The following is a 24,429-nucleotide window of genomic DNA, read 5'->3' as shown; positions in this document are numbered from 1 at the left end:
TGTTATCTACGCGCAGAAAGGTTATAAAGGCTTCACTTGTTCAGGTTTCCATTTACGCCATTCGGCTTTCATTTTGTTATGCAGGGTAAATCTTTCATCGAGAGCTAATTGATTCGTTTTATCCGTTACTTCCTCGGTCACGACTGAAATGCCACCTGAAAGCAGCGTTTCAAGAGAGCCTGTTTCAATTTGAGCGCCAGAGAAAATACCCACTTCAAGTTTTATACCTGATGCATCCCAAAACTGACTTGTTTGATTCACTAAGTGGGCATATTGTTTTTCAATGTGTGAATACATTAATACTTGGTTGCCATTGTAAGATAATGAGTAACCATCCACTTGCCCAATAGCAATACCTCTGAAGAAAATTGGGGTGCCAATTTTTATCGAACCAAGCTGACTATCAACTAGGGTCACTTTTAATGCATCTTCATCGATATCCGCATCGTAATGCGCAGCTAGGAGACCATCAAACTGTGTTGCTTGTCGTTCTGACGTGCCAGGTAACACGCCAATGTAAGGGCCGGTTATCAAGGTTTCTGGCGCTTTAATACCCACTAATGAAATTTGTGCATCGACGACAAAAAATTCACTGTCTTCTTTGGTGAAATGTTGTGCGTATTCACCATAAAGATAAGCACTCACGGTTAAGTTGGCTAAGTCTTGATTGAGTTTAACCTGTTGGATCACACCCACTTGATGGCCTTGATAACGAATCGCTGCTTTTGCAGCTACTTTGGCATCAGCTGGTAGTGATAGTGTTATGGCTTTGGCCTGTTTTAGGGCCAGCTCTTTAGAATCATATAAACGAGTTTGATTGCCTTGTTGGTTTTCTGGCAACAAACCTAGGCTAATACTGCCTTTTAAGGCGCCTTCTAATGGAGCGATATCAACATCAATGCCAGATAAACTTGCATTGATACTGGCGGCATCATTTCGCCAAAATACGCTGTTACTTCGAACCAAGTTAGTAAACCTTTTTTGAATGGCCACCGTGATTGAAAACTTATCAGTTTGACTGTTCCAATTTACTTCTGAGACAGAGCCAATACGCATTTTTTTGTAATAAACCGGTGAGCCATGAGCTAAACCTGCGCCATCAATACTGTCTAGCGCCAAGGTACTCATTGATGATTTATTCAAGGCCGTTAAGGCTTGATCAGCAGATTGATATAACGAAAATTTTGCTTGAGGTTTAACTACAGCCTTAGCTTTACCTGGCACCAAAGATACAGCGCCAGCAAGCAGGGTATTAATATCTCGGGTTTTGACCTTTACGCCATCTAAGGAGGCATCTATGGCAAGCGCCGATTCAGACACAAAATAACTGTCCACAGTGAGTAATGATGAATATTCAGGCTGAATGTCCACTGAGTATTCAACACGGCTAAAGTCATCAGATAATTTTACTTGGCTAATCTCACCAATAGGCATTTGTTTGTAACGCACCTCAGCCCCAGCGCTTAAACCACTGTGTTCATCAGACGTTAATTTGATGGTCAACTGGCTAGCTTGCATAAGGTCCGGTGCTTGAGATTGTAATTGATACTCTTGTGGCAGCGCGTTGTCGCTCACTCCAGGTAGTACATTGACTACACTACCAGTGATCAACCTTGCAGCGTGCTTAACGCCCTCTAAAGAAATATCAGCACCTGCAATCCAAAATTGGGTATCTGCGTTTAATAAGTGTTGGTATTGACTATCAAACTTAGCTAAAAACTTCACGCCGTTTTCAGTTAGTTGGGTTTGATGAATCTTACCCACATCAATGCCGCGATAAACTAACGTTGAGCCTTGATTAATCTCATCAGCATTATCGGCTAGCAGAGTGAATTCGATGCCTTTGACAGCACTTTCTTCATCAGGGTAAAGCACAAAGTTGTCACCATTTTGCGCCGCGGCAGAATTAGCGACTGAATTAAAACTAATTCCGCCAGCGAGCAGCGATGCCAAGCTTTCGGTATTGACTTTAATGCCCGACATAGACGCATCAATTTTTAGACCTGACACGTTCCAGAACTGGGACTCTTGTGTCACTAAATGGGCGTACTGTTGCTCGATAAACGTGCTGATATTAATGGTATCGCTGTCAATTAAGCGATAGTTTACAACTTTCCCTACAGGTATTTGACGGTAAAACACCATTGAGCCGATATCCAGTGAGCCTAATTTTGAGGTGGTCAGCGTAATAAGCACCCCATTAGTATCAGGAAGCATAGTTGGCGCATCTTTTAAGGCGACAAATTCAGATGCTGAGCTGCCATCACCGGGTTGAACGGCAATATAATTGCCTGAAAACAAGGTATCTAAACCTTCAATACCAGTGATACTGGCTTTAGGCGTGACCAACCAGAACTTGGAATTTTTATTGAGAAATGGTTCAGAGCGATAATCCATAATAATTTTGACATTAACGCCAGACAATTCATTGTCGATACTGATATCTGTCACCTTACCAACGGTCAAACCTTGGTATTTGACTAAGGTTTTACCGATATCGATACCAACGGCATTAGGGAAGTGCACAATAATCTCGATACCTGATTCTTTGATGCTTTTTACACCAAGCCAAGCGCCAAGGGCCAAGGCAACAATCGGTAATAACCAAATCGGCGAGAATAATTTCTTTTTAACAACTTTTGGTGATTCAATTTGTGTCATTGTTTTTTTCCAAGCGATCCCAAAGTAAACGAGTATCTAATACCTTTGCTGCTAACTGAGTCAGTAAAATGACTAACGCAAATGCGGTTGCTGCAGGTGCGGGTTTAGCATCAAGTAATTGCCCCATATTAACGACGGCGACAGTTAACGCAATAACAAATAAATCCAGCATCGACCATCTGCCAATCCATTCAATAATATGAAAGCCTATCATGAGTTTCTTTTTAGAAACTGGCAGATTAAAGCTAATAGCGATTAAGTAAATCGCTAAGCCTATAATTTTTAGCCAAGGCACCAATATACTGGCAGTAAAGACAATAATGGCAATAGGGATCATGTCAGAGTGAACCAAATGCACAATACCAGTAAATATGGTGTCATAGGTGACTTTGCCCTGATTGGTGAGCACAGTGATTGGGTAGATATTAGCTGGGATCAGCAAAATGGCTGCGGTAATCAATAACGCCCAACTTTGCTGTAAACTGGCATGATTACGTGTTTGGATTTTAGAATCACAGCGACTACAACGGTCACGACTGATGTTATTGATTTTTCGACAAACAGTGCATAAACAAAAACCGATTTGTATTCCTTGCCGCGCAGGAGTGTTAGCGCTCATAAGCCATTCCCCACATATGTTCTAAATTATATTCCCGTTGTAAAAATAAGATAACTAAAAACAGCATACAAAAACAGAAGGTGCCCATGCCTAAATAAATATCTGAGAAGTCAGACAAGTTAAACGCAGCTACTAAAAATGAAATGACGTAAATTTCAAGCATAGTAAGTTGCGATAAGGTCGCATGGTTTTTAAGCAGTGCGCGATATGTCTTTTGCCAAAAACAGGAGTGCAATTTAAGTTTAACTATGGTGACTTGTAATAAAATCGATAAAATTAATAATCCCGGGGCAATGACCGCTGCCGCCATCACAGCGATGCCAACTATCCAATAACCTTGCAGCCACACCGTCACAGCCGTTTCAAAAACTGTTGTTGTTCGCACACTGCCTAAAAAGTTGATTTCTATGATGGGTAAAAAGTTAGCCGGAATATAAAATAATAATGCCGCGATACACAAGGCAAGCATGCCATTGATTGAGCAGTAAGGAACGTCATAAAGTGCAGTATGACAGCGAGGGCATAACGCGCGAACATTAGACGGTAAGGCGCGCTTTTGAACGGCTAAGTCACAGGAGCGGCATAATATAATGGTGTTCGGGTCAAGACTTTTCGGCATAGATAAAGGAAAACCGTCCATGTAGTGAAATATTAATGAGCAATAAAATAATAAAAAACGCTTTGTTTTGATTAAAAACACAGTGGAAATATTATTTATCAAGTTACAATAAAACCTAATAATACCAGAATAATCAGAATACTTGCATCAGAAGTTAGTTCTATGACACTCTATGCACTGTATATAAAAACAGTAAGAGGTTAATCATGGCTGTAATAACAAAGTTTGTCGTGGTAAGAGAAGGGGTTGAGAAGATGACGTTTACATCTAAGAAAGAAGCTGACGCCTACGACAAAATGCTCGACATTGCGGATAACTTAGTGCCTTTTATTTCTGGCGCTGAGCTGGAAATAGAGGAAAATAGTGTCGAAAAACTTGCTTTTTATCTTGCATCTAACAAGGATGAACTTGCAAATTTATTAAAAGGGATCGTAAAGCCTAAAGCGGCTACACCCAAAACAGCAAACAAAAAAGCCACTAAAAAAGCGGCTGCAGAATAATAAAAACCTCACTTAGGATGGAAAATGAAAGCTGAGTTTTATGACACATTAAACCGCCAAGTACTGGCATTAATGACCGGTGAAGACGACCTTATTGCAGGAATGGCAAACTTTTCAGCGTTATTAAATGACAACTTAGATGATATAAATTGGGTTGGCTTCTATATTAAGCGTGAAGAACAACTCGTTCTTGGTCCGTTTCAAGGAAAAGTTGCTTGTACACGTATTGTGATCGGTAAAGGTGTATGCGGCACAGCAGCGGCAAATGATGAAACACAATTAGTGGCAGATGTGCATCAATTTGCAGGACATATTGCCTGTGATGCTGCCAGTAATTCTGAAATTGTAGTCCCTGTTCGCCAAGGCAATGACGTAGTTGCGGTATTAGATATTGATAGCCCATCATTGAATCGTTTTGATACAGACGATAGAAAAGGCTTAGAAATGCTAGTAAAAAGCTTTGAATCTTGCCTATTTGCTTAATTAGCGACCAAATATAGCAAATTGCGGGTCGCAATCGCTGCCATGAGCTTTATAATACCGAACAGCGCGCATTGCTATGGATAAAATTTATTTACTGTAAAATTACAGCTAAGTGAGTTAATTTGTTAAAGCATGTTTCAATTGCTTTAGCAATCGAATAAGAAGTGCTAATTTGAACGTTAAGCAAGATCTGTTTAACGAAAGATAAACGACTGTACTCGCAAAGAAAGCTGAGACTCAGTCCCTTTTATAACGTGGAAGTAAAAATGGAATCAACAGACAAGTTGACCGACACCAACGCAGTTTTAGCGTATTTATATGAAACATTTCCTTTATGCTTTATTGCAGAAGGTGAAACTAAGCCATTAAAAATTGGGTTGTTTCAAGATTTAGCTGCTAGGTTGGCTGATGATTCTAAAGTAAGTAAAACACAATTACGTGTAGCACTTAGACGTTATACAAGCAGCTGGCGCTACTTGAAAGGCGTTAAAGCGGGTGTTCAACGTATCGATCTTGACGGTCAAGATTGTGGCGAATTGGAGCAAGAACATATTGACCACGCTCAACAAACGTTGAAAGAAGGTCAAGAAAAAGCCAAAGCTAAGCGTCAAGCTGTAGCGGCTAAAGCGGCCCCTAAAAAGCCAGCAAGAAAACCTGCAGCTAAAGCGCCGGTTAAAAAAGACCGTCCAGCTAAGCCTGCAAAACCTGCAGCGCCTAAAATTAATTATGTTGCTGCTAAATTTGACGAGCTTAAGCAAAAACAACGTGTTAGTGTCAAGTTAGGGCAAAACCCTGTACCTGGTGTTATCACTGACATCAAGAAAGAAGATATCCATGTACAGCTTGATACTGGATTAATCGTAAAAGTTCGTGCAGAGCATATTTTATTATCGTGATCATTTAAGGAGTAACTTGTTGATGCGAAAACTCACTTTGGCTGCGTCGATTGCCACTTTATTTGTCGGTTTTTCGGCTTGGGCAATAACACCAACGATTCAAATCAACGAGTTACCTAAACTTGAGCAAGAGCCTCAACACAAGGTTGCGAGTAAAAGGGTAACGAATTTATTTACTCGTTCTCACTATCATCGCTTTGAACTTGATGATGCTTTTTCTGAGTTGATTTACGAAAGATATTTGCAACAACTTGATTTTCGTCGCAATGTTCTAACTCAAGCTGATGTTGATACTTTTAAACAGTATCAGCATTCGTTTGACGATATGGTCAAATCTGGCAATATCGAACCCGCCTTTGATATGTACTCCTTAGTGCAAAAACGTCGTTATGAACGTTTTGCTTATGCGCTTACTTTACTTGATAAAGAATTCGACTTTACCGAAGCCGGCGATGCTTACGAGTTTGATCGTGAAGAAGCTGCTTGGCCAAAAGATGAAGCTGAGCTCAATGAGCTATGGCGTCAACGAGTTAAATATGACGCACTGAATCTAAAACTTGCTGGTAAAGATTGGAAAGAAACCGTCGAAGTATTAGGCAAGCGCTATAACAATGCCATCAAGCGTTTAAGTCAAACACAAAGCGAAGATGTATTCCAAGGTGTGATGAATGCCTTTGCTCGCACGGTAGAGCCTCATACCAGTTACTTGTCTCCTCGTAATGCAGAACGTTTCCAAATGGAAATGAACTTAAGCCTTGAAGGCATTGGCGCTGTACTGCAAATGGATGATGACTATACTATTATTAAAAGTTTAGTTGCTGGTGGCCCCGCTGCTACCAGTGAAAAATTATCACCTGAAGATAAAATTATTGGCGTAGGCCAAAAAGACGGTGAAATTGTTGATGTTATCGGTTGGCGATTAGACGATGTTGTAGAGTTAATTAAAGGCCCAAAAGGCAGTGAAGTTAACTTACAAATTTTACCTAAAAAAGGTGGCGCCAATGCAAAAGCATTTGAAGTGACCATTATCCGCGACAAAATTCGTTTAGAAGATCGCGCAGCAACATCAAAAGTGATTGAGCCAACAGAAGGAGACTATGCCAACCGTAAAGTCGGTGTGATTCAAATTCCTGGTTTTTACATGAACTTGTCAGTTGATGTAGAAAAAGAATTGGTTAAATTAAAAGAGCAAAACGTTGAAGGCGTTATCATTGATTTACGTCGCAATGGCGGCGGAGCCTTAACAGAAGCCACATTATTAACCGGTTTGTTTATTGATATGGGCCCAGTGGTTCAGATTCGTGATGCCAACGGCCGAGTTACTCAAAACCGCGATAATGATGGCAAGAGCGCATATGATGGCCCATTAACTGTCATGGTTGATCGTTATAGTGCATCAGCGTCTGAAATTTTTGCTGCGGCATTGCAAGATTACGATAGAGCCTTAATTGTTGGTGAAGCTAGTTTTGGTAAAGGTACAGTGCAGCAGCACAAAAGCCTTGGCAGAATTTATGACATGTACGACAAACCAATTGGTCACGTGCAATACACCATTGCTAAGTTTTATCGCATAAATGGTGGCAGTACCCAACTTAAAGGTGTGACGCCAGATATTATGTTCCCAAGTGCATTAGAGCCGGGTGAATATGGTGAATCTGAAGAGAAGAATGCACTGCCATGGGACAAGGTGCCTGTCGCGCAATATGGCACCTTAGGCAATATCAAGCCAGAGCTAATTACTAAGCTTGATGAAAAGCATCAGCAACGTATTAAAGCAGACGTTGAATTTGGCTATATCTTTGAAGATATCGCTGAATTTAAGAAGCATCATGATGATAAAACCATTTCATTAGTTGAAAGTGAGCGAATCGCTTCCCGTGAAGATGATGATAAGCGCTTACTTGATAGAACCAATGAACGCCGTGTTAAAAATGGTTTAGAACCATTAGCCTCTTTAGATGACGATGAAGAAATCGAAGACAGTGCAGATACTAACACTGAGGCAACTGAAGTTGCACAAGCAAGTGATGAAGAAGCTGAAGATGAGTTAGTTGAGCCAGATGCTTTCTTAGAAGAAACAGCATTAATCACTTTAGACATGGTTGATGCAAAGAAACTCGCAGTGAAGTAAACTTTATTTCGTGCCAAAAAAACGCGCTTTTAGCGCGTTTTTTATTAAGTGAATTTTAGCTCTAACAAGAGCAGTGTTATTCAAGGATTACCTATGACTCAAGCACAAGCAAAACATCTTAAAGATTATAAATCACCTTTATTTACCATTAGTCATATTGCATTAGATTTTGACTTAAAAGGTGCAGAAACTCAGGTCGTTGCAACGAGTAAAGTTCAAAGAGTTGGTGAGCACAAAGACGCTTTGCATTTAGTCGGTGAGCAAATACAGTTAACCTCAGTATTGATTAACGGTCAAAAAGCTAACTATAAAGTAGACAGCAATGAGCTTATCATTGACACCGAGCTATCTGAGTTTGAATTAACTGTTGTGACTAAACAAGATCCTGAAGCTAACTCAAGCCTAGAAGGTTTGTATATGTCCGATGGCGCTTATTGCACTCAGTGTGAAGCAGAAGGCTTTAGACGAATTACTTATTTCCTTGATCGCCCCGATGTTTTAGCCATTTATAGCGTCAGAATCGAAGCAGATAAAGCAGCGTTTCCGTTTTTATTGAGTAACGGTAATTTAGTCGAGCAGGGCACTTGTGCTGATGAAAGTCGCCACTTTGTTCGTTGGCAAGATCCTTTCCCAAAACCGAGCTACTTATTTGCGTTAGTTGCAGGCGATTTTGATTTATTAGAAGATAAATTTATCACCCGTAGTGGAAGAGAAGTAAAGCTACAAGTATTTGTGGATAAGGGTAATTTACATAAAGCCAACCACGCCATGGTGTCATTGCAAAAGTCGATGGCATGGGATGAGTCGCGTTTTGATTTAGAGTATGACTTAGATATCTACATGATAGTCGCGGTAGATTTTTTCAACATGGGTGCAATGGAAAATAAAGGCCTCAATGTATTTAATACCAAGTATGTATTAGCAGATACCGCCAGCGCGACAGATGAAGACTATCATGGCATTGAATCCGTTGTTGGGCATGAGTATTTCCATAACTGGACAGGTAACCGAGTGACTTGTCGTGATTGGTTCCAATTAAGCCTTAAAGAAGGGCTCACGGTATTTAGAGATCAAGAATTTAGTTCCGATTTAGGTTCTCGCGCTGTTAACCGCATTCAAGCTATTCGTGTCATGAAAAATCAACAGTTTGCCGAAGATGCTGGACCTATGTCACATCCTATTCGCCCTGAATCTGTCATTGAAATGAATAACTTCTATACCGTGACCGTTTATAACAAAGGCGCAGAGGTCATTCGCATGATGCACACCATTTTAGGTGAAGCTAAATTCCAGCTAGGAATGAAGTGTTATTTTGAGCGTCATGATGGTCAAGCTGTAACCTGCGATGACTTTGTCAACGCGATGGAAACAGCAAGCGGAATCGATTTGTCTCAATTTAGACGCTGGTATAGGCAAGCAGGCACTCCGGTGCTTAAAGTAACAGATCACTATAATGCTGCGACTAAGCAATATTCACTGACTGTTGCACAATCTGTGATGTCTAACGGTGTTGCAGGGGAGGTATTACATATCCCGTTCAGCATTGAGCTACTCGATACTCAAGGTCAGTCAGTTGCTAATACCGTGTTAGATGTAAAACAAGCACAGGAAACCTTTGTGTTTGACAATATTGCGTCAGCGCCAATTCCATCATTATTACAAGACTTTTCAGCGCCAGTAAGACTTGATTATCAATTTAATGTTGATCAGTTAGTGCACTTAACGCGCTACGCATCAAGCGAAGTGGCTCGCTGGGAAGCATCTGTTGGGTTATTTAGCCAAGCCGTGTGGCAAAACGTCGCCAGTCTTGAAGCGAAAGAAACGATGCATTTAGATGCCAGAGTCATTGAAGCTGTTAGAGGAATTATCCTCGATGAAAGCATCGATAAAGCGCTAGTGGCTGAGATTTTGGCATTCCCAAGTGCTGCAGCATTAATTGAACAAGTAGAGACAGTGAACTTAGATGCCTTGGCGGCTGCAAGAGAGTTTGTGGTTAATGAAATCGCAGAGTCTTGTTTAGACGAGCTGGTAACGCGCTATCGTAGCTTGATTAATGAAGATAATGCAGCAAGTCGTGCATTTAAGAATATTTGCTTAAGTTTGTTGTCTAAAGTGTCTTCTGAATATGAAGACTTGGTGATTAACCAATATCAGCAAGCTTCAAATATGACAGATAGCTTAGGCGCATTAAAAGCGGCAGTCTCGGGCCAGTTGACTTGTCAGCAGTCATTAATGCAAGATTTTGAGCAAAAGTGGCTAAAAACGCCGCTAGTGATGGATAAGTGGTTTAGCTTACAAGCCTCGCAAAATACCGCAGATGTGTTGGAGGTTATTAAAGGGCTCACTGAGCATGAAAGTTTTAGTTTCAATAACCCTAATCGCGTACGCTCATTAATTGGATTTTTCGTAGCGGCAAACACCTATCAATTCCATGATGCTTCAGGTAAAGGTTACCAGTATCTCACTGATGTGTTGATCAAGCTTAACGAGTTAAACCCACAAATAGCGGCAAGAATGATCACTCCGCTTATTCAATTCAGCAAGTTTGACGAAAACCGTCAGCAACTGATGAAAGCATCGTTACAGCGATTAAAAGCATTACCGAATTTATCCAAAGATTTATTCGAGAAAGTTGAAAAGGCGTTAGAGCAAGCTTAACTATCGTTTATAACAATTAACGCCCACAAGGGTTTAAGTAAATTATTGTGGGCTTTTTTATAGGGTTTTACCGAGTCATCATGGAATTTTATTTTTCAATATATGTAAGCTTTAATGATTTTCTGCCTTTTTACCAGGGCGTGGTAAAAAACGTTGAAGTTCTAGACCGTAACGGCAAAGTATTACATATAAATGGTAAGTATTTCAGACCATTTGTAACGGCCTCAGGCATCCATGGCAGTTTCATTTTACACCTCAATACCTCAGGTAATTTCATTTCACTAAACAAGATTTAGAGTATTTACTTCAAACGGTCGATTGATTAGAGGGTGTTAAATTAGCTGGAATTATCACCTCTAACTTATTGAAAGTTAACAATTACATTTAAAGTTTACTCACGGCTCATATATTTAAGCCATTCAATTCAAATCAGTCTGACTTTTTTTACCCATAAAATCATCTAACTGCACCAATTCATTCATAAATTTTCTTTTTTTTGAACTTGCCGAATCATGTTAATTGCTGTAACAATGGTGTTGCCTGTAGGCTAACAAAATGTTGGTTTAAATCCTATAACAACGAATCCGGCAGGTTACGGAGAGAAGCAAAATGAATATTGTTAAAAGACGCTTTAACAAGTCGGCACTCGCTTTGGGGGTGGTGTCGGCATTAACTTTGGGGATGAGCAGTAGCGTTAATGCTGTTTCATTTGATTGGGGAGAAGTACGCGGTACTTTCGATTCTACTTGGACTGTCGGAGCTAGCTGGCGTGTGTCTGATAGAGATTGGGAAGGACAAATCGGTAAGGTCAACCAACCTCAAATGGATTGGTCTGGCTATTCTGCATTTGGTGCCCCTTTCGGACAAACACCTATATATTCTAAAGCCCAAATTTGGGATCAAGCGGGTTCTTACTCAAGTAACAACGATTTGAGTAACCTACTTTATTCAAAGGCTGATACCACCTCTGAACGTTTTAAAGGCTTGCATGAACTGTCTCTAGAATATAAAAACTTTGGCTTGTTTGTTCGTGGTATGTATTTCTACGATACAAAATTAAGCGATGGTGATTATGATTTTAATGACCCGCTAACCGGCAAAGAGTTTGACCCGTGTGAAGATAGCCGCGCATCAGAAGTGCAATGTAAAGATATTCGCTTATTGGATGCCTTTGTTTACGGTAACTTCGATTTAAATGATGGGAAAAACCCATTATCAGTGCGTGTGGGTAACCAAGTTGTTTCATGGGGTGAAAGTACCTTAATTCCTCATGGCATCGGTGTGATTAACGCAGTTGATTTAAACATCTTGAATGCCCCAGGAGCTGAGCTAAAAGAAGCATTCCGTCCACAAGGCATGGTTTGGGCTTCATTAGGTCTGAGTGAAAATTTAAACATTGAAGCTTATTACCAATATGATTGGGAGCCAATTTGGGTGCCAACCCCAGGTTCAAATTTTGCCACTAATGATTTTGCTGGTTTTGGCGGCTATAGCCAAAATGCACAATTGGGCTTCAACTCAAATCCAGATATTAATCTTGAATTCTTAATGTCTGAGTATGCCGCATTATATGGTGCGGCATCTCAGGTCACTGATCCTGATCAGCTTAAAGCTATGGCAGCTTATATGGTGCCATACGCAACCAAAGTAGCCTTGATTCAAGATGAAGCAGAGCCTGCTGATGACGGCCAATATGGTATCAAACTAGGTTATTACGCGCCTAATTTCGGTGAGACTGAATTTGGTTTGTATTACATGAACTACCATAGCCGTCGCCCAATTATCAGTGGTACAGCGTCAGATTTCTCTGATGATGCTATTGCGGGTGATTTCGGTAAGTTATTAGCAAGTGGCGGTGAAATCGATCGTGAACTCATGCTAAGCATGGAAACATTCACTAAAGCACAAATTGTTTATCCTGAAGATATTCAATTATATGGCGCAAGTTTTAACACATTAGTGGGCGATACCTCTGTTGCCGGTGAAGTCTCCCATCGTATTGATGAGCCGCTGCAGATTGATGATGTTGAATTGCTATTTGCGGGTATGCCGCAACAACTTGCTAATGCAGGAAAAGCTCCAGAATTAGATGGTGTCTCCCAAATTAGTGGTGTCGAAGCTGGTGAAACAATTGATGGTTTTATCTTGTCAGATACCACTCAAGCACAGTTTACGCTAACCCATTTATTTGGCCCTACTTGGGGAACGGATAATTTAGTGATGCTTGCTGAAGTGGGCGGCGTGTGGATCCATGACATGCCAGGATTTGATGAGCTACGTTTAAATGGCCCAGGAACAGCTCGTTCTGGTGGCAATCCTGATATGCCAGGCATTATCGAAGCATTACATGACGGTCCTGAAACTAATCCGTTCCCTACTGATTTTGCTTGGGGATATCGTTTAGTTGCTAAGGCTGACTTTAACAATGTCTTTGCCGGTGTGAATATGTCACCGCGGGTGATTTTCTCTCACGATGTTGACGGTATTACACCAGATCCAATGTTCTTATTTACTGAAGGGCGTAAGTCTGTGGCTGTTGGTCTAAACTTTGACTATCGCAGTCGCTGGGGGGCAGATGTGTCCTATAACAGCTTCTTTGGTGGCGTAGGCACAACTAATGCAATGACTGATAGAGATTATGTCTCTTTCAACGTCAAGTATTCGATCTAAAAGGATAATAATAATGAAGAAACTGACGATATTATCGGCTGCTGTCATGTTATCGCTGACTGCACCAGTAGCGATGGCGAAAGTATCAGAAGCCGAAGCTGCAAAATTAGGTACTGAATTAACCCCTTTAGGGGCAGTTATGGCAGCTAATGCTGATGGCTCTATCCCTGCATGGGATAAGGGGATTACATCAGCACCAGCTGGGTATGAGAAGGGCATGCATCATCCAGACCCTTTTCCAAACGATAAAGTGTTATTTACTATTACCAATGCTAACAAAGCACAATATGCTGAGTTTTTAACACCGGGTCAGGTGAAGTTATTTGAGCTTTATCCAGATACCTACAAAATGAATGTCTATGAGACTCGTCGTACTGCGTCTGTTCCTCAGTATGTTTACGAAGCCACTAAAGCGAATGCGTTAAACGCTGAATTAGTTTCAAATGGTAATGGCGTGAGTGGGGCATCTATTGGTGTACCATTTCCTATTCCATCAACTGGTTTAGAGGTGATTTGGAACCATATCTTGCGTTATCGCGGTGTTGATGTGGAAACTTATCGTAGCCAAGCTTCACCAACAAAAAGTGGCTCTTACACCTTGATCGAAACCGCTGAAGAGATCCGTTTTGAATATAGCCGTCCAGAGATCACGCTAGATAAACTCGCTGAAACGAATACCTTGTTTTTCTTTAAACAAGTTGTTCGTCAGCCTGCACGTCTTGCTGGTACTGCATTGTTAGTTAAAGAAACCATGGATCAAGAAGCATTACCTCGTCAAGCATGGACTTATAACACTGGCCAACGCCGCGTGCGTAAAGCGCCAAATGTTGCTTTTGATACGCCGGGTACTGTTTCAGATGGTTTAAGAACCACAGATGATTTTGACATGTTCAACGGCTCGCCAGTGCGTTATAACTGGGAACTCGTTGGTAAGAAAGAAGTTTATATTCCTTACAATGATTACAAACTTCATTCTGATGCACTTAAATATGATCAAATATTAAAACCTGGTCATATCAATCCTGAGTATGCTCGTTGGGAAAAACACCGTGTTTGGGAAGTAAAAGCAACCCTTAAAGATGGTATGCGTCATATTTATAAAACCCGTGTTTTCTATATCGATGAAGATTCATGGCAAGTATCGTTAACCGATATGTATGATAACCGTGATGAACTTTATCGTGTGGGTACAGCACATTCTATCAACTACTATGAAGTTCCGACTCATTGGAGTACGTTAGAAATTTTCCACGATTTACAATCTCGTCGCTACTTAGCAATGGGATTAGACAACGAAGGCCGCATGTATAATTTTGATGCCAAGCTTTCTGAAGCTAATTTCACACCTGATGCGCTGCGTCGCGCAGGTATTCGCTAAGACCGTTATGGGGCGCTCATGTGCCCCAGTTATTCTTAAGGAAGTTTGTATGTCGTTTCGCACACTTCGCAATGTAGCCGTAATCAGCCTTAGCTGTTTTTTCAGTGTTGCATCCGCAAATGTTCAATTTGATCCGCTCAGCGTTCAACTCCAACCCCTTGCTCAATCATCTTTAGTGTTAGATATTGCTAACGCTGGCGATAAGCTAGTTGCTGTTGGTGAACGTGGCCATGTTTTAGTCAAACAACAACAATGGCAACAAGTGACTACGCCTGTTATCGCGCACTTAACCAAAGTATTTTTCCTCGATGAGATGCAAGGCTGGGCCGTGGGTCATGATGCAACCATCATTCATACCCAAGACGGTGGTTTAACTTGGACCTTACAATTTCAGTCATTTGAAATTGAAAAGCCGTTATTAGATATTTTATTTTTTGATGATAAAAATGGCATTGCGCTAGGGGCATATGGCTTGTTTTATCGCACCGATGATGGCGGTCAGAACTGGCAAGAAGAATTCCACGAAGAGCTTTTATTTGAAGAAGATATTGGCTATTTAGCGGATTTAAAGGCTGAAGATGAAGCACTGTATTTATCTGAACGCGCAGCGTTACTACCGCATTTTAACCGTGTTATTCAATTAGCTGACAATAGTTTATTAATGGTTGGCGAACTGGGGTTAGTCGCCACATCAATTGATAATGGTAAAACCTTTACTGCACATGATTTTATTTATGACGGTTCAATGTTTAATGCCATTGAAACGGATAAAAATATCTTTTTGATGGGGCTTCGTGGTCATGTTTTTGTTACCGATAAACAATTTTCACAATGGAGTGAAATTAAATTACCGGTTAAGTCAACGATACATAACGCTTATATCAACACAGATGGTTCAATTTACTTAGTTGGTAACGCTGGCATGATCATTGAGCTCAATAATAAGCTTGAGGCCAAAGTCATAGCTCGCAGACAAGGTGAAAACATTGTTGCTGTAGCCAGTGATAATCAAGGGGAACTTTGGTTTGCAGGTACTAAAGGCTTATTCCAACTTAAGTAGCCATAACAAATAGCCATCACAAAATGATAACTAAAATTAAAACAACAATAATAGGGCCGATAAGATGTTAGAAAAACTGGTCAATGGATTTGAAAGTTACCTCTTTAGACACAGGATGTGGGTAATATTTTCATTTATATTAATTACCTTCTTTCTAGGTTACCAAGCTAGCCAATTAAAAATGGATGCCGCTTTTAGTAAGAATATTCCATTAAATCATGAATACATGAAAACCTATACCAAGCATCAAAAAGATTTTGGTGGTGCGAATAGGATCATGGTGGCAGTGGAAGATACCAGCGGCAATATTTTTAACCCAGAGTATTTTGAAACCCTCAAAAATGTACATGATCAACTCTTTTTCATTCCTGGGGTTGAGCGCTCTCAAGTTAAGTCATTGTATTCACCTTCGACTCGATTTACCGAAGTCGTTGAAGATGGTTTTGCTGGTGGGCCGGTTATTCCTGCTGACTTTCGTAATGATGAATATGGCTTAAATACTGTCAGAGACAATATCGAAAAAGCCGGTATTGTTGGCCGCTTAGTGTCCAATGATTATTCATCAGCTATGTTAACGGCGCAGTTAATGGAGTTTGTAGCAAAAACAGATGAAGAAATGGCCGCATCTGAAGGCGCTGAAAAGGATGTTACTTTTAAGCCGTTAAATACGATTCAATTTGCTCAGCAACTTGAAAATGAATTACGCGCTAAATATGAAACCGATACCATCAAAATCCATATTATTGGTTTTGCTAAAATGGCTGGTGATGTAGCTGAAGGCGCTAAGGGCGTGCTGCTGTTTTTCTTGATTGCTATCGCAATCACAGCTGTGATGGTTTATTTATTTTCTAAGTCATTAATGCTGACGATTTTGCCTTTAGTATGCAGCTTAATTGCGGTGGTGTGGCAACTTGGGTTGTTAACAGTAGTAGGTTTTGGTTTAGATCCAATGTCAATTCTTGTACCATTTTTGGTGTTTGCAATTGGCGTAAGCCATGGGGTACAAATGATTAATGCGGTTAGGCGCCGTGTTGGTGATGGACAAGCCACTAAAGCTGCAGCTGCATCCGCGTTTCGTAGTTTATTAGTACCAGGCGGTATTGCATTATTATCAGACACCGTTGGCTTTTTAACCTTACTTGCAATCGATATCGGTATTATTAGAGAGTTAGCGATATCGGCATCATTAGGTGTTGCTGTTATTATTTTGACCAATTTAATTTTATTGCCACTGGTTATTTCTTACACCAACATCAAACCGGTTCAAGAGAATAAAGCGCAAAAAGATAAAATTGAAGGGATTTGGCGTAGCTTATCTAAATTTGCCACTCCTAAATATGCTGTCATTGTGCTGATTTGTACTGCACTGTTATATGCTTTTGGCTTGCAACAAGCCAGTAATATGAAAATAGGTGACCTTCAAGGCGGTGCGCCGGCATTGCATCTTGATTCAAGATACAACCAAGATACTTTTTATATTACTGATAATTATTCAATTACCACTGATTATATGACGGTGATTGTTGAAGCAACCCCTGAAGCCTGTACCTATCATTCCATATTAGCTGAGATCGATCAATTCGAATGGATGGTGGCCAATACCCCGGGAGTTGAATCAACAGCCAGTTTAGCGTCAGTGGCTAAGCAGGTTAATGCCGGCTTTAACGAAGGTAACCCTAAGTGGCAAATATTGCCAAGAACCACAGCAAGTTTAGTGCAAGCGGTAGGACGAGTACCAACGACATCAGGTTTATTAAACGGCAACTGTTCGGTGATGCCTATTTTCTTATTTTTGAAAGATCATAAGGCTGAAACCATTGAAGTGGTGATTGCTAAAGTCAAAGATGTAGCTGAAAAGCTCAATACCGAAACATTACAATTTAAACTGGCTTCTGGCCCTGTTGGTGTCATGGCTGCGACTAACGAAGCTGTTAGTGAAGCGCAGCTACCTATGATGATTTATGTTTATGGCGCTGTATTTATCCTATGTTTAATTAGCTTCAAATCACTTAAAGCGACGGTAGCAGTGATTGTGCCGTTATATGTGGTGTCGACATTAGCACAAGCATTAATGACTTGGCTTGATATCGGCCTTGCGGTGAGCACTTTACCGGTGATTGCATTAGGTGTTGGTATTGGTGTTGATTATGGTATTTATATTCTCTCGACTATGGCAGGTAAACTCAACAATGGCATGGCGGTGCAGCAAGCCTATTTTGAAGCGTTAATTGAGCGAGGCAGTGCGGTTATTTTTACCGGGCTTACTTTAGCCATCGGTGTGAGTACTTGGTTCTTTTCTGCGCTGAAATTCCAAATGGATATGGGAATTTTATTAACATTCATGTTTTTAGTGAATATGTTGGGAGCGATAATTATTTTGCCCGCATTATCAGCCGTTTTCTGGCGCAAACCCAAGTAAGTTAAAGGGTTTATAAATTAAAGAGGAGCTTAGCTCCTTTTTTTTTTTGCATAGTTAGTCTATCTAAACGCTTGATTGGTCAATTAGTGACTATAATTCTTGAATTAACAAGGGTTTTAGAGGATCTACCACTAAAATTTAGCTCGAAATAGCATGAAATTAGTAATAAACTTTGCGGCAGATCTCAGTTTAAGACGGGATCAACAAGCCGAAGCATCCAATATAATGATAAAAGCGCTGCCATAAACGCTTAAGGAAACTGCAACATGGCCTTTAAAGATGCAATGCCTTCAGTACTACTAGAAAATGTAGTCAATTTAATTCATAAAAAAATCCCTAATACTCAAGCAAAACAAGTTGAGCAATTTGCCCATTGTATATACGCCCATATGTCAGAAGACGACTTAAACGCTCGTAATGACAGCGATTTGTATGGCGCAGTATTAAGTCTTTGGAATGCCTTAAACAAATCTGCTGCAACCAATACCCACATTCGGGTATTTAATCCAAGTCAGTCAAAACATGGCTGGCAGTCAAGTCATAGTATTATCGAAATTATACAGCCTGATATGCCATTCTTGGTTGATTCAGTTGCTATGGCGTTAAATCGTATGGGGATTACTGCTCATATGATGCTGCACACACCAATGGCGTTGGTGCGTGAAAAAGAATTAGTTAAAGAAGTGTCTTTTATTAAAGATGCTGATGAAAACACAGAAAATGTTGCGGTGTTTTTGATTGAAATTGATCGCCAAAGCAGTGAAGCCGATATTAAAGCCATTGGTAAAGAACTTGAATCAGTTTTTGCTGATGTGGTGTCGTCAGTCGTTGATTGGCAAAAAATGTCTGACAAATTGTCAGAAACAGTAAAATTATTACCTAAGCAGCCTTTTCCAGGCGCGAAATGTGAAAAAGAAGAAGCAATTAGCTTTTTAACCTACCTAAATAATCATCACTTCACCCTACTAGGTTACCGCTATTATGAGTTAAAGCGTGTTGAAGGTGATGTTGAGTTAGTACCTGATTTAGATTCAAGTTTAGGATTAATGAGCCGCTCTGTTAATAAAAACGGCGAGCGTGGCTTATTACTGTCTTCGCTTTCTCAATCAGCAAGAAAAGAAGCTCTAGATGAGAGTCTGTTAGTGCTGACTAAAAGCTCGACTAAAAGCCGAGTTCATAGGCCCGCTTATGTGGATTACATCGGTATTAAACGCTTTGATAAAAAAGGTAACGTGATTGGAGAAGATCGCTTTTTAGGACTTTACGCGTCCAATCTTTATAACCGTAGCCCCAGAGAAATACCGCTGTTAGCTGAAAAAGTTGAACGGATTATGGAGCGCTCAGGTCTAGCACCACGTTCACATGACTACAAAGCGTTGATGAATACCCTTGAGAATTTACCTCGTGATGAGTTAATTCAATCTAAAGAAGATGAATTAGCCAGCGTTGCTCGTGGTGTATTACATATGCAAGACCGTGACAAATTAAAAGTATTTGTTCGTAAAGACGGTTTTGGCCGATTTTTGTCCTGTTTGGTGTATGTTTCAAAAGATCGCTACAACACTAAATTACGTCAAGACACTCAACGTATTTTAGCGCAGCATTTTAACAGCACTGAAGATGTTGAATTTACCACTTATTTCTCAGAATCGACTTTAGCGCGTACGCACTACATCGTGAAAGTTGATAATAATAATATGGATGTCGATGTGGCTGCTATTGAGAAAAACCTAATTGAAGCGGCGCGCTCTTGGGAAGATAAATTACAGAGTTCATTAACTAACTCATTAGGTGAGCAATCGGGTACTGGCTTAGTTAAACGTTACCTCAATGCGTTTTCACCAAGCTATAAAGAAGATGTATTGCCGAGTTCAGCCGTGGTCGATATTCAGCACCTTGAAGCGTTGAATGACGAGCATAAACTAGGCATGCTATTTTATCAGCCGCAAGAAACAGCCTTAAATGATAATAAAGTACGTTTAAAGTTGTTCCATAAAGATGAACCGATACATCTGTCTGATGTACTGCCAATGTTAGAAAACTTTGGATTACGGGTCATCAATGAGCGTCCATATGAAGTGAAAACTGAAGATGGTGCCACCTATTGGATCCTTGATTTCTTAATGATGGTGCAGGGCGCAGCAATTGAAAACTTGGCAGATAGCCAAGATCGATTCCAAAATGCGTTATCTCAAGTATGGCAAAAGAAACTTGAAGATGATGGCTTTAACCGCATGGTGTTGGCAACCAGCCTTACTGGCCGTGAAGTATCTATTTTACGTGCTTATGCCAAATATATGCGTCAAATTGATGCAACATTTAGCCAATCATATATCGAAGAAACCTTTAATCGTTATCCGCAAATTGCTGATTTATTAGTTAAAATGTTTATTCGTAAGTTTAACCCTAAACTTAAAACCCGCACTCTCAGTAAATTTTATGAGCAAATCGATTTACGCCTAGAAGATGTCTCTAGCCTTGATGATGACCGCATTATTCGCCGTTACTTAGATTTGATTAACGCAACGCTGCGTACCAACTTCTATCAAACGATTAACGATGTTGATGTTAAACCTTATATCTCATTCAAGTTTTTACCTGAAGATATTCCTGAGATGCCGCGTCCATTGCCAAAATTTGAAATCTTTGTGTATTCACCAAGGTTTGAAGGGGTGCATTTGCGTGGTGGTAAAGTCGCTCGTGGTGGCTTACGTTGGTCAGATCGTCGTGAAGATTTCCGTACTGAAGTACTAGGCTTAGTCAAAGCGCAACAAGTTAAAAATACCGTGATTGTTCCTGTTGGTGCAAAAGGCGGTTTTGTGTGTAAGCAGCTGCCTACAGACGGCGGCCGTGAAGCCTTCTTTAACGAAGGGCAAGCGTGTTACCGCTTATTCATTCGCGGGTTATTGGACATCAGTGACAATATCATCGAAGGCAATGTTGTACCGCCAAAAGATGTGGTTCGTCATGACGAAGATGATGCCTATTTAGTGGTTGCAGCCGATAAAGGCACTGCAACATTCTCCGATATTGCCAACGAAATCGCCATTGAATACAACTTTTGGTTAGGTGATGCATTTGCATCTGGCGGCAGTAATGGTTATGACCATAAGAAAATGGGCATTACCGCCAAAGGGGCTTGGGAGTCTGTCAAACGTCACTTCCGTGAAGAAGGCATCGATTGTCAAACTACCGACTTTACCTGTCTGGCAATTGGCGACATGGCTGGTGATGTATTTGGTAATGGCATGTTGTTATCCCGTCATACTAAGTTAGTGGCGGCATTTAACCATATGCATATCTTCATCGATCCCAATCCTAATGTTGAAACCAGTTATATCGAGCGTGAGCGTTTATTTAATTTACCGCGTTCAAGTTGGGAAGATTACAATACCAAGCTAATGTCAAAAGGCGGGGTAGTATTCCAACGTTCAGCTAAGTCATTAAAATTGACTAAAGAAATCAAGCTGATGCTGGATACTACCGAAAACACCATGACGCCAAATCAACTTATGCAAGCATTGCTAAAAATGCGTGTAGATTTAATTTGGAATGGCGGTATTGGTACCTACGTTAAGGCGACGACTGAAACTCATGCTGAAGTTGGCGATCGTGCTAATGACGCTATTCGAGTCAACGGTAATGAACTCAACGCTAAAATCATTGGCGAAGGTGGCAACTTAGGTGCAACCCAATTGGGTCGTATTGAATTTGCAGCAAATGGTGGCCGAGTCAATACTGATTTTGTTGACAATGTCGGTGGGGTTGATTGTTCAGACAACGAAGTGAACATCAAAATCTTACTTAATACTATTGTTGCAGATGGTGAACTTACGGTTAAACAGCGTAACCGTCTGTTAGAGTCAATGACAGATGAAGTCGGTGAGATTGTTCTGCAAGACTGTAACGATCAAACCCGCACCATTTCTGTGACTCTGGCACATGGTGTTGCTCAGTTAAAAGAGCATATCCGATACATTCAATATCTTGAAAAAGATGGCAAATTAGATCGCGCCCTAGAATTTTTACCAACAGATGATGAGTTAGCCGATCGCTTAGCAAATAACCGTGCACTGACTCGTCCAGAGCTATCAGTATTGGTTGCTTATGGCAAAATGGTCCTAAAAGAGCAATTGGTCACCGCTGAAATCACTGAAGATAGTTTTTTAAGTAAATTGCTAACGAACTATTTCCCGCAGCAATTGAAAGATAAATATGCAGATAAGATGATTTCGCATCCTTTGCGCGGTGAAATTATTGCAACTTCATTAGCCAATGAATTGGTTAATGATATGGGCTTTAACTTTGTACAGCGTATGCAAGATGAGACCGGTGCCTCAGTTGCTGAAGCGGCAATTTGCTACACTATGGCTCGAGAAATATTTAGCTTAACTGAACTAACACAGTCAATTACTAAGCTTAATGGAATTGTGTCTGCTGACGTTCAAAGTGAAATGTTGCACCAATTACGTCGTAACATGCGCAGAGCTTGTCGCTGGTTAATTCGTCACCGCAAGAAAGGTGAAAATATTGAGCAAACTGTAGCATTCTTCAAACCTGTGTTTGATGAATTAAAAGCTAATGTTGATCAATATATGATTTCTGCAGAAGTTATGGCTATTTCAACTGAAATTAAATTACTCCAGGAACAGCAAGTACCAGAGTCTTTAGCGCATGTTATCGCTAAAATGAGTACCTTATTCTCAGCATTAGATATTGCTCAAATTGCCCAACTTGAGGACAAATCAGTAAAACTGGTTGCTGAAACGTATTTCAGATTAGGTGCAAAAGTTGAATTACATTGGTTCTTAGAACAGATTAGTATTCAACCAGTGTCCAATCATTGGCAAGGATTAGCCCGCGCAGCCTTCAGAGAAGAGTTAGATTGGCAACAGCGCTCATTAAGCTCTACAGTCCTTCGAGCCTGTACAGACTCTTGCGATGCAGATGTGATCATTAACCAGTGGATTGATAATAATCAAAAGTTGTTAGAACGCTGGTTTAACCTACTGACTGAATTTAAGGTGTCTCAAAGCCATGATTTTGCAAAATTCTCAGTGGCACTGCGAGAACTTAATTTATTGATCCTTCATTGCGAAGGACCGAGATAATTATTTATAATAAGTGAACGAGCCCTGGCGATAGCCGGGGCTTTTTTTAGGTTTAGGAGAAAGCATGTTTTTTTATAAAGTTGCACAAAAAGTAATGTTTCAGATGGATCCAGAGATCGCGCATAATATCGCTATCGGAAGTTTAAAAAATACTGGAAACAACCCTTTAAACCTATTTTACAGTCAAAAAGTTGCCTCAGCGCCTGTGACTTGTATGGGCATTAATTTTAAAAATCCAGTTGGCTTGGCGGCTGGATTGGATAAAGATGGCGAATCAATTGATTCATTTCATGCGATGGGATTTGGTCATATTGAAGTCGGTACGGTAACGCCTCGTCCACAACCGGGTAATGAACAACCGCGTTTATTTCGCTTAAAACCTGCAAAAGCAATCATTAATAGAATGGGTTTTAACAATAAAGGTGTAGATAATTTAGTCAGAAATTTAATGGCGAAGAAATCCGATATTATTGTTGGTGTAAATATTGGTAAAAATAAAGATACCCCAGTAGATGAAGGTAAGAATGATTATTTAATCTGCATGGAAAAAGTCTACCAATATTCGGATTATATCGCGGTAAATATCTCATCACCTAATACTCCAGGTCTACGTACGCTGCAATATGGTGAGTTATTAGACGATTTACTATCTTCATTAAAAGAAAAACAAACAGAACTCGCTAAAAAGTACAATAAGTATGTACCAATAGCACTAAAAATTGCCCCGGATTTAACCTCTGAAGAAATTGAAAAGATTGCTGAATCGCTATTAAAAAGTAAATTTGATGGAGCGATTGCGACAAATACCACTTTAACCCGTGATGCGGTTGTTGGCTTAGACAATGCTAACGAAGCGGGTGGCTTAAGTGGTAAGCCGTTGACGGATCTTTCTACTCAAGTGATCAGACAATTAGCGGGATATTTGAACGGTGAGATCCCGATTATTGGCGTCGGTGGAATAAATAGTGCCGAAGATGCCTTAGCTAAATTTGATGTAGGTTCAGAATTGGTACAGATATACACTGGCTTTATTTATCAAGGTCCGGGTTTAATAAACGATATTGTTAATGCTTATAAAGCTAAATAATATAAGTTGATCTAAAAATTAGTCTTTTGATCCAATAAATCAGATCTAATCAAGTTATAGCGATCGCAATCACGATCTTACGATCGTTATAACTTAATGATAAATATATCAAAGTTTTTAAATAATATTTTGATATT

The 24,429-nt window shown here is 40.2% G+C and carries 15 protein-coding genes; 12 read left to right on the top strand and 3 right to left on the bottom strand.

Annotated features, from left to right (window positions below; genetic code table 11):
• Window positions 1-21: 21 nt before the first annotated feature.
• The 3 genes from AB4140_RS06695 to AB4140_RS06685 are packed head-to-tail and all read right to left on the bottom strand — an operon-like array spanning window position 22 to window position 3,899.
• Window positions 22-2,661: an MlaD family protein gene (locus AB4140_RS06695; protein ID WP_372000299.1), complete on the bottom strand. Its 2,640-nt coding sequence runs from the start codon at window positions 2,659-2,661 to the stop codon at window positions 22-24.
• The gene (locus AB4140_RS06690) at window positions 2,648-3,280 is read right to left on the bottom strand and encodes a paraquat-inducible protein A (RefSeq protein ID WP_102437835.1); all 633 of its coding nucleotides are present in this window, start codon (window positions 3,278-3,280) and stop codon (window positions 2,648-2,650) included. Before AB4140_RS06690 ends, AB4140_RS06695 begins: the two co-directional genes overlap by 14 nt.
• The gene (locus AB4140_RS06685) at window positions 3,270-3,899 is read right to left on the bottom strand and encodes a paraquat-inducible protein A (protein ID WP_102437903.1); all 630 of its coding nucleotides are present in this window, start codon (window positions 3,897-3,899) and stop codon (window positions 3,270-3,272) included. Before AB4140_RS06685 ends, AB4140_RS06690 begins: the two co-directional genes overlap by 11 nt.
• 206 nt (window positions 3,900-4,105) lie before the next feature.
• Between AB4140_RS06685 and AB4140_RS06680 the strand changes: the two genes are divergently transcribed.
• From AB4140_RS06680 to pyrD, 12 genes are all read left to right on the top strand, one after another.
• Window positions 4,106-4,399, top strand: a complete 294-nt coding sequence (locus tag AB4140_RS06680) for a YebG family protein (protein WP_102437833.1) — start codon at window positions 4,106-4,108, stop codon at window positions 4,397-4,399.
• A 24-nt stretch (window positions 4,400-4,423) separates the two neighbouring features.
• Window positions 4,424-4,882, top strand: a complete 459-nt coding sequence (locus AB4140_RS06675; protein WP_102437831.1) for a GAF domain-containing protein — start codon at window positions 4,424-4,426, stop codon at window positions 4,880-4,882.
• Window positions 4,883-5,148: 266 nt separating this feature from the next.
• Window positions 5,149-5,778: an RNA chaperone ProQ gene (gene proQ, locus AB4140_RS06670; RefSeq protein ID WP_102437829.1), complete on the top strand. Its 630-nt coding sequence runs from the start codon at window positions 5,149-5,151 to the stop codon at window positions 5,776-5,778.
• Between the two features lie 22 nt (window positions 5,779-5,800).
• Window positions 5,801-7,909: a carboxy terminal-processing peptidase gene (prc, locus tag AB4140_RS06665; RefSeq protein WP_372000297.1), complete on the top strand. Its 2,109-nt coding sequence runs from the start codon at window positions 5,801-5,803 to the stop codon at window positions 7,907-7,909.
• Window positions 7,910-8,002: 93 nt separating this feature from the next.
• The gene (gene pepN, locus AB4140_RS06660; RefSeq protein ID WP_372000295.1) at window positions 8,003-10,567 is read left to right on the top strand and encodes an aminopeptidase N; all 2,565 of its coding nucleotides are present in this window, start codon (window positions 8,003-8,005) and stop codon (window positions 10,565-10,567) included.
• Window positions 10,568-10,647: 80 nt separating this feature from the next.
• Complete coding sequence (locus tag AB4140_RS06655) at window positions 10,648-10,863, top strand: DUF2835 domain-containing protein (protein ID WP_102437823.1); 216 nt, start codon at window positions 10,648-10,650, stop codon at window positions 10,861-10,863.
• Window positions 10,864-11,176: 313 nt separating this feature from the next.
• On the top strand, window positions 11,177-13,237 hold the full coding sequence (locus tag AB4140_RS06650; protein WP_372000293.1) for a DUF1302 domain-containing protein: 2,061 nt from the start codon (window positions 11,177-11,179) through the stop codon (window positions 13,235-13,237).
• Window positions 13,238-13,250: 13 nt separating this feature from the next.
• Complete coding sequence (locus AB4140_RS06645) at window positions 13,251-14,615, top strand: DUF1329 domain-containing protein (protein WP_372000291.1); 1,365 nt, start codon at window positions 13,251-13,253, stop codon at window positions 14,613-14,615.
• Window positions 14,616-14,664: 49 nt separating this feature from the next.
• Window positions 14,665-15,675, top strand: a complete 1,011-nt coding sequence (locus tag AB4140_RS06640; protein WP_102477261.1) for a YCF48-related protein — start codon at window positions 14,665-14,667, stop codon at window positions 15,673-15,675.
• A 64-nt stretch (window positions 15,676-15,739) separates the two neighbouring features.
• On the top strand, window positions 15,740-18,094 hold the full coding sequence (locus AB4140_RS06635) for an RND family transporter (protein ID WP_102437815.1): 2,355 nt from the start codon (window positions 15,740-15,742) through the stop codon (window positions 18,092-18,094).
• A 266-nt stretch (window positions 18,095-18,360) separates the two neighbouring features.
• A complete protein-coding gene (locus tag AB4140_RS06630) occupies window positions 18,361-23,205 on the top strand; it encodes an NAD-glutamate dehydrogenase (protein WP_372000289.1) in 4,845 nt (1,614 codons plus the stop codon).
• A gap of 64 nt (window positions 23,206-23,269) precedes the next feature.
• On the top strand, window positions 23,270-24,292 hold the full coding sequence (gene pyrD, locus AB4140_RS06625; protein ID WP_372000287.1) for a quinone-dependent dihydroorotate dehydrogenase: 1,023 nt from the start codon (window positions 23,270-23,272) through the stop codon (window positions 24,290-24,292).
• The last annotated feature ends 137 nt before the right edge of the window (window positions 24,293-24,429 follow it).

It is taken from the genome of Shewanella sp. 10N.286.51.B2, from assembly GCF_041469265.1.
Classification (GTDB): Bacteria; Pseudomonadota; Gammaproteobacteria; order Enterobacterales; family Shewanellaceae; genus Shewanella.
Note: the sequence above shows the minus strand (reverse complement) of the source record. Positions and strands in the feature narration are given on the sequence as shown.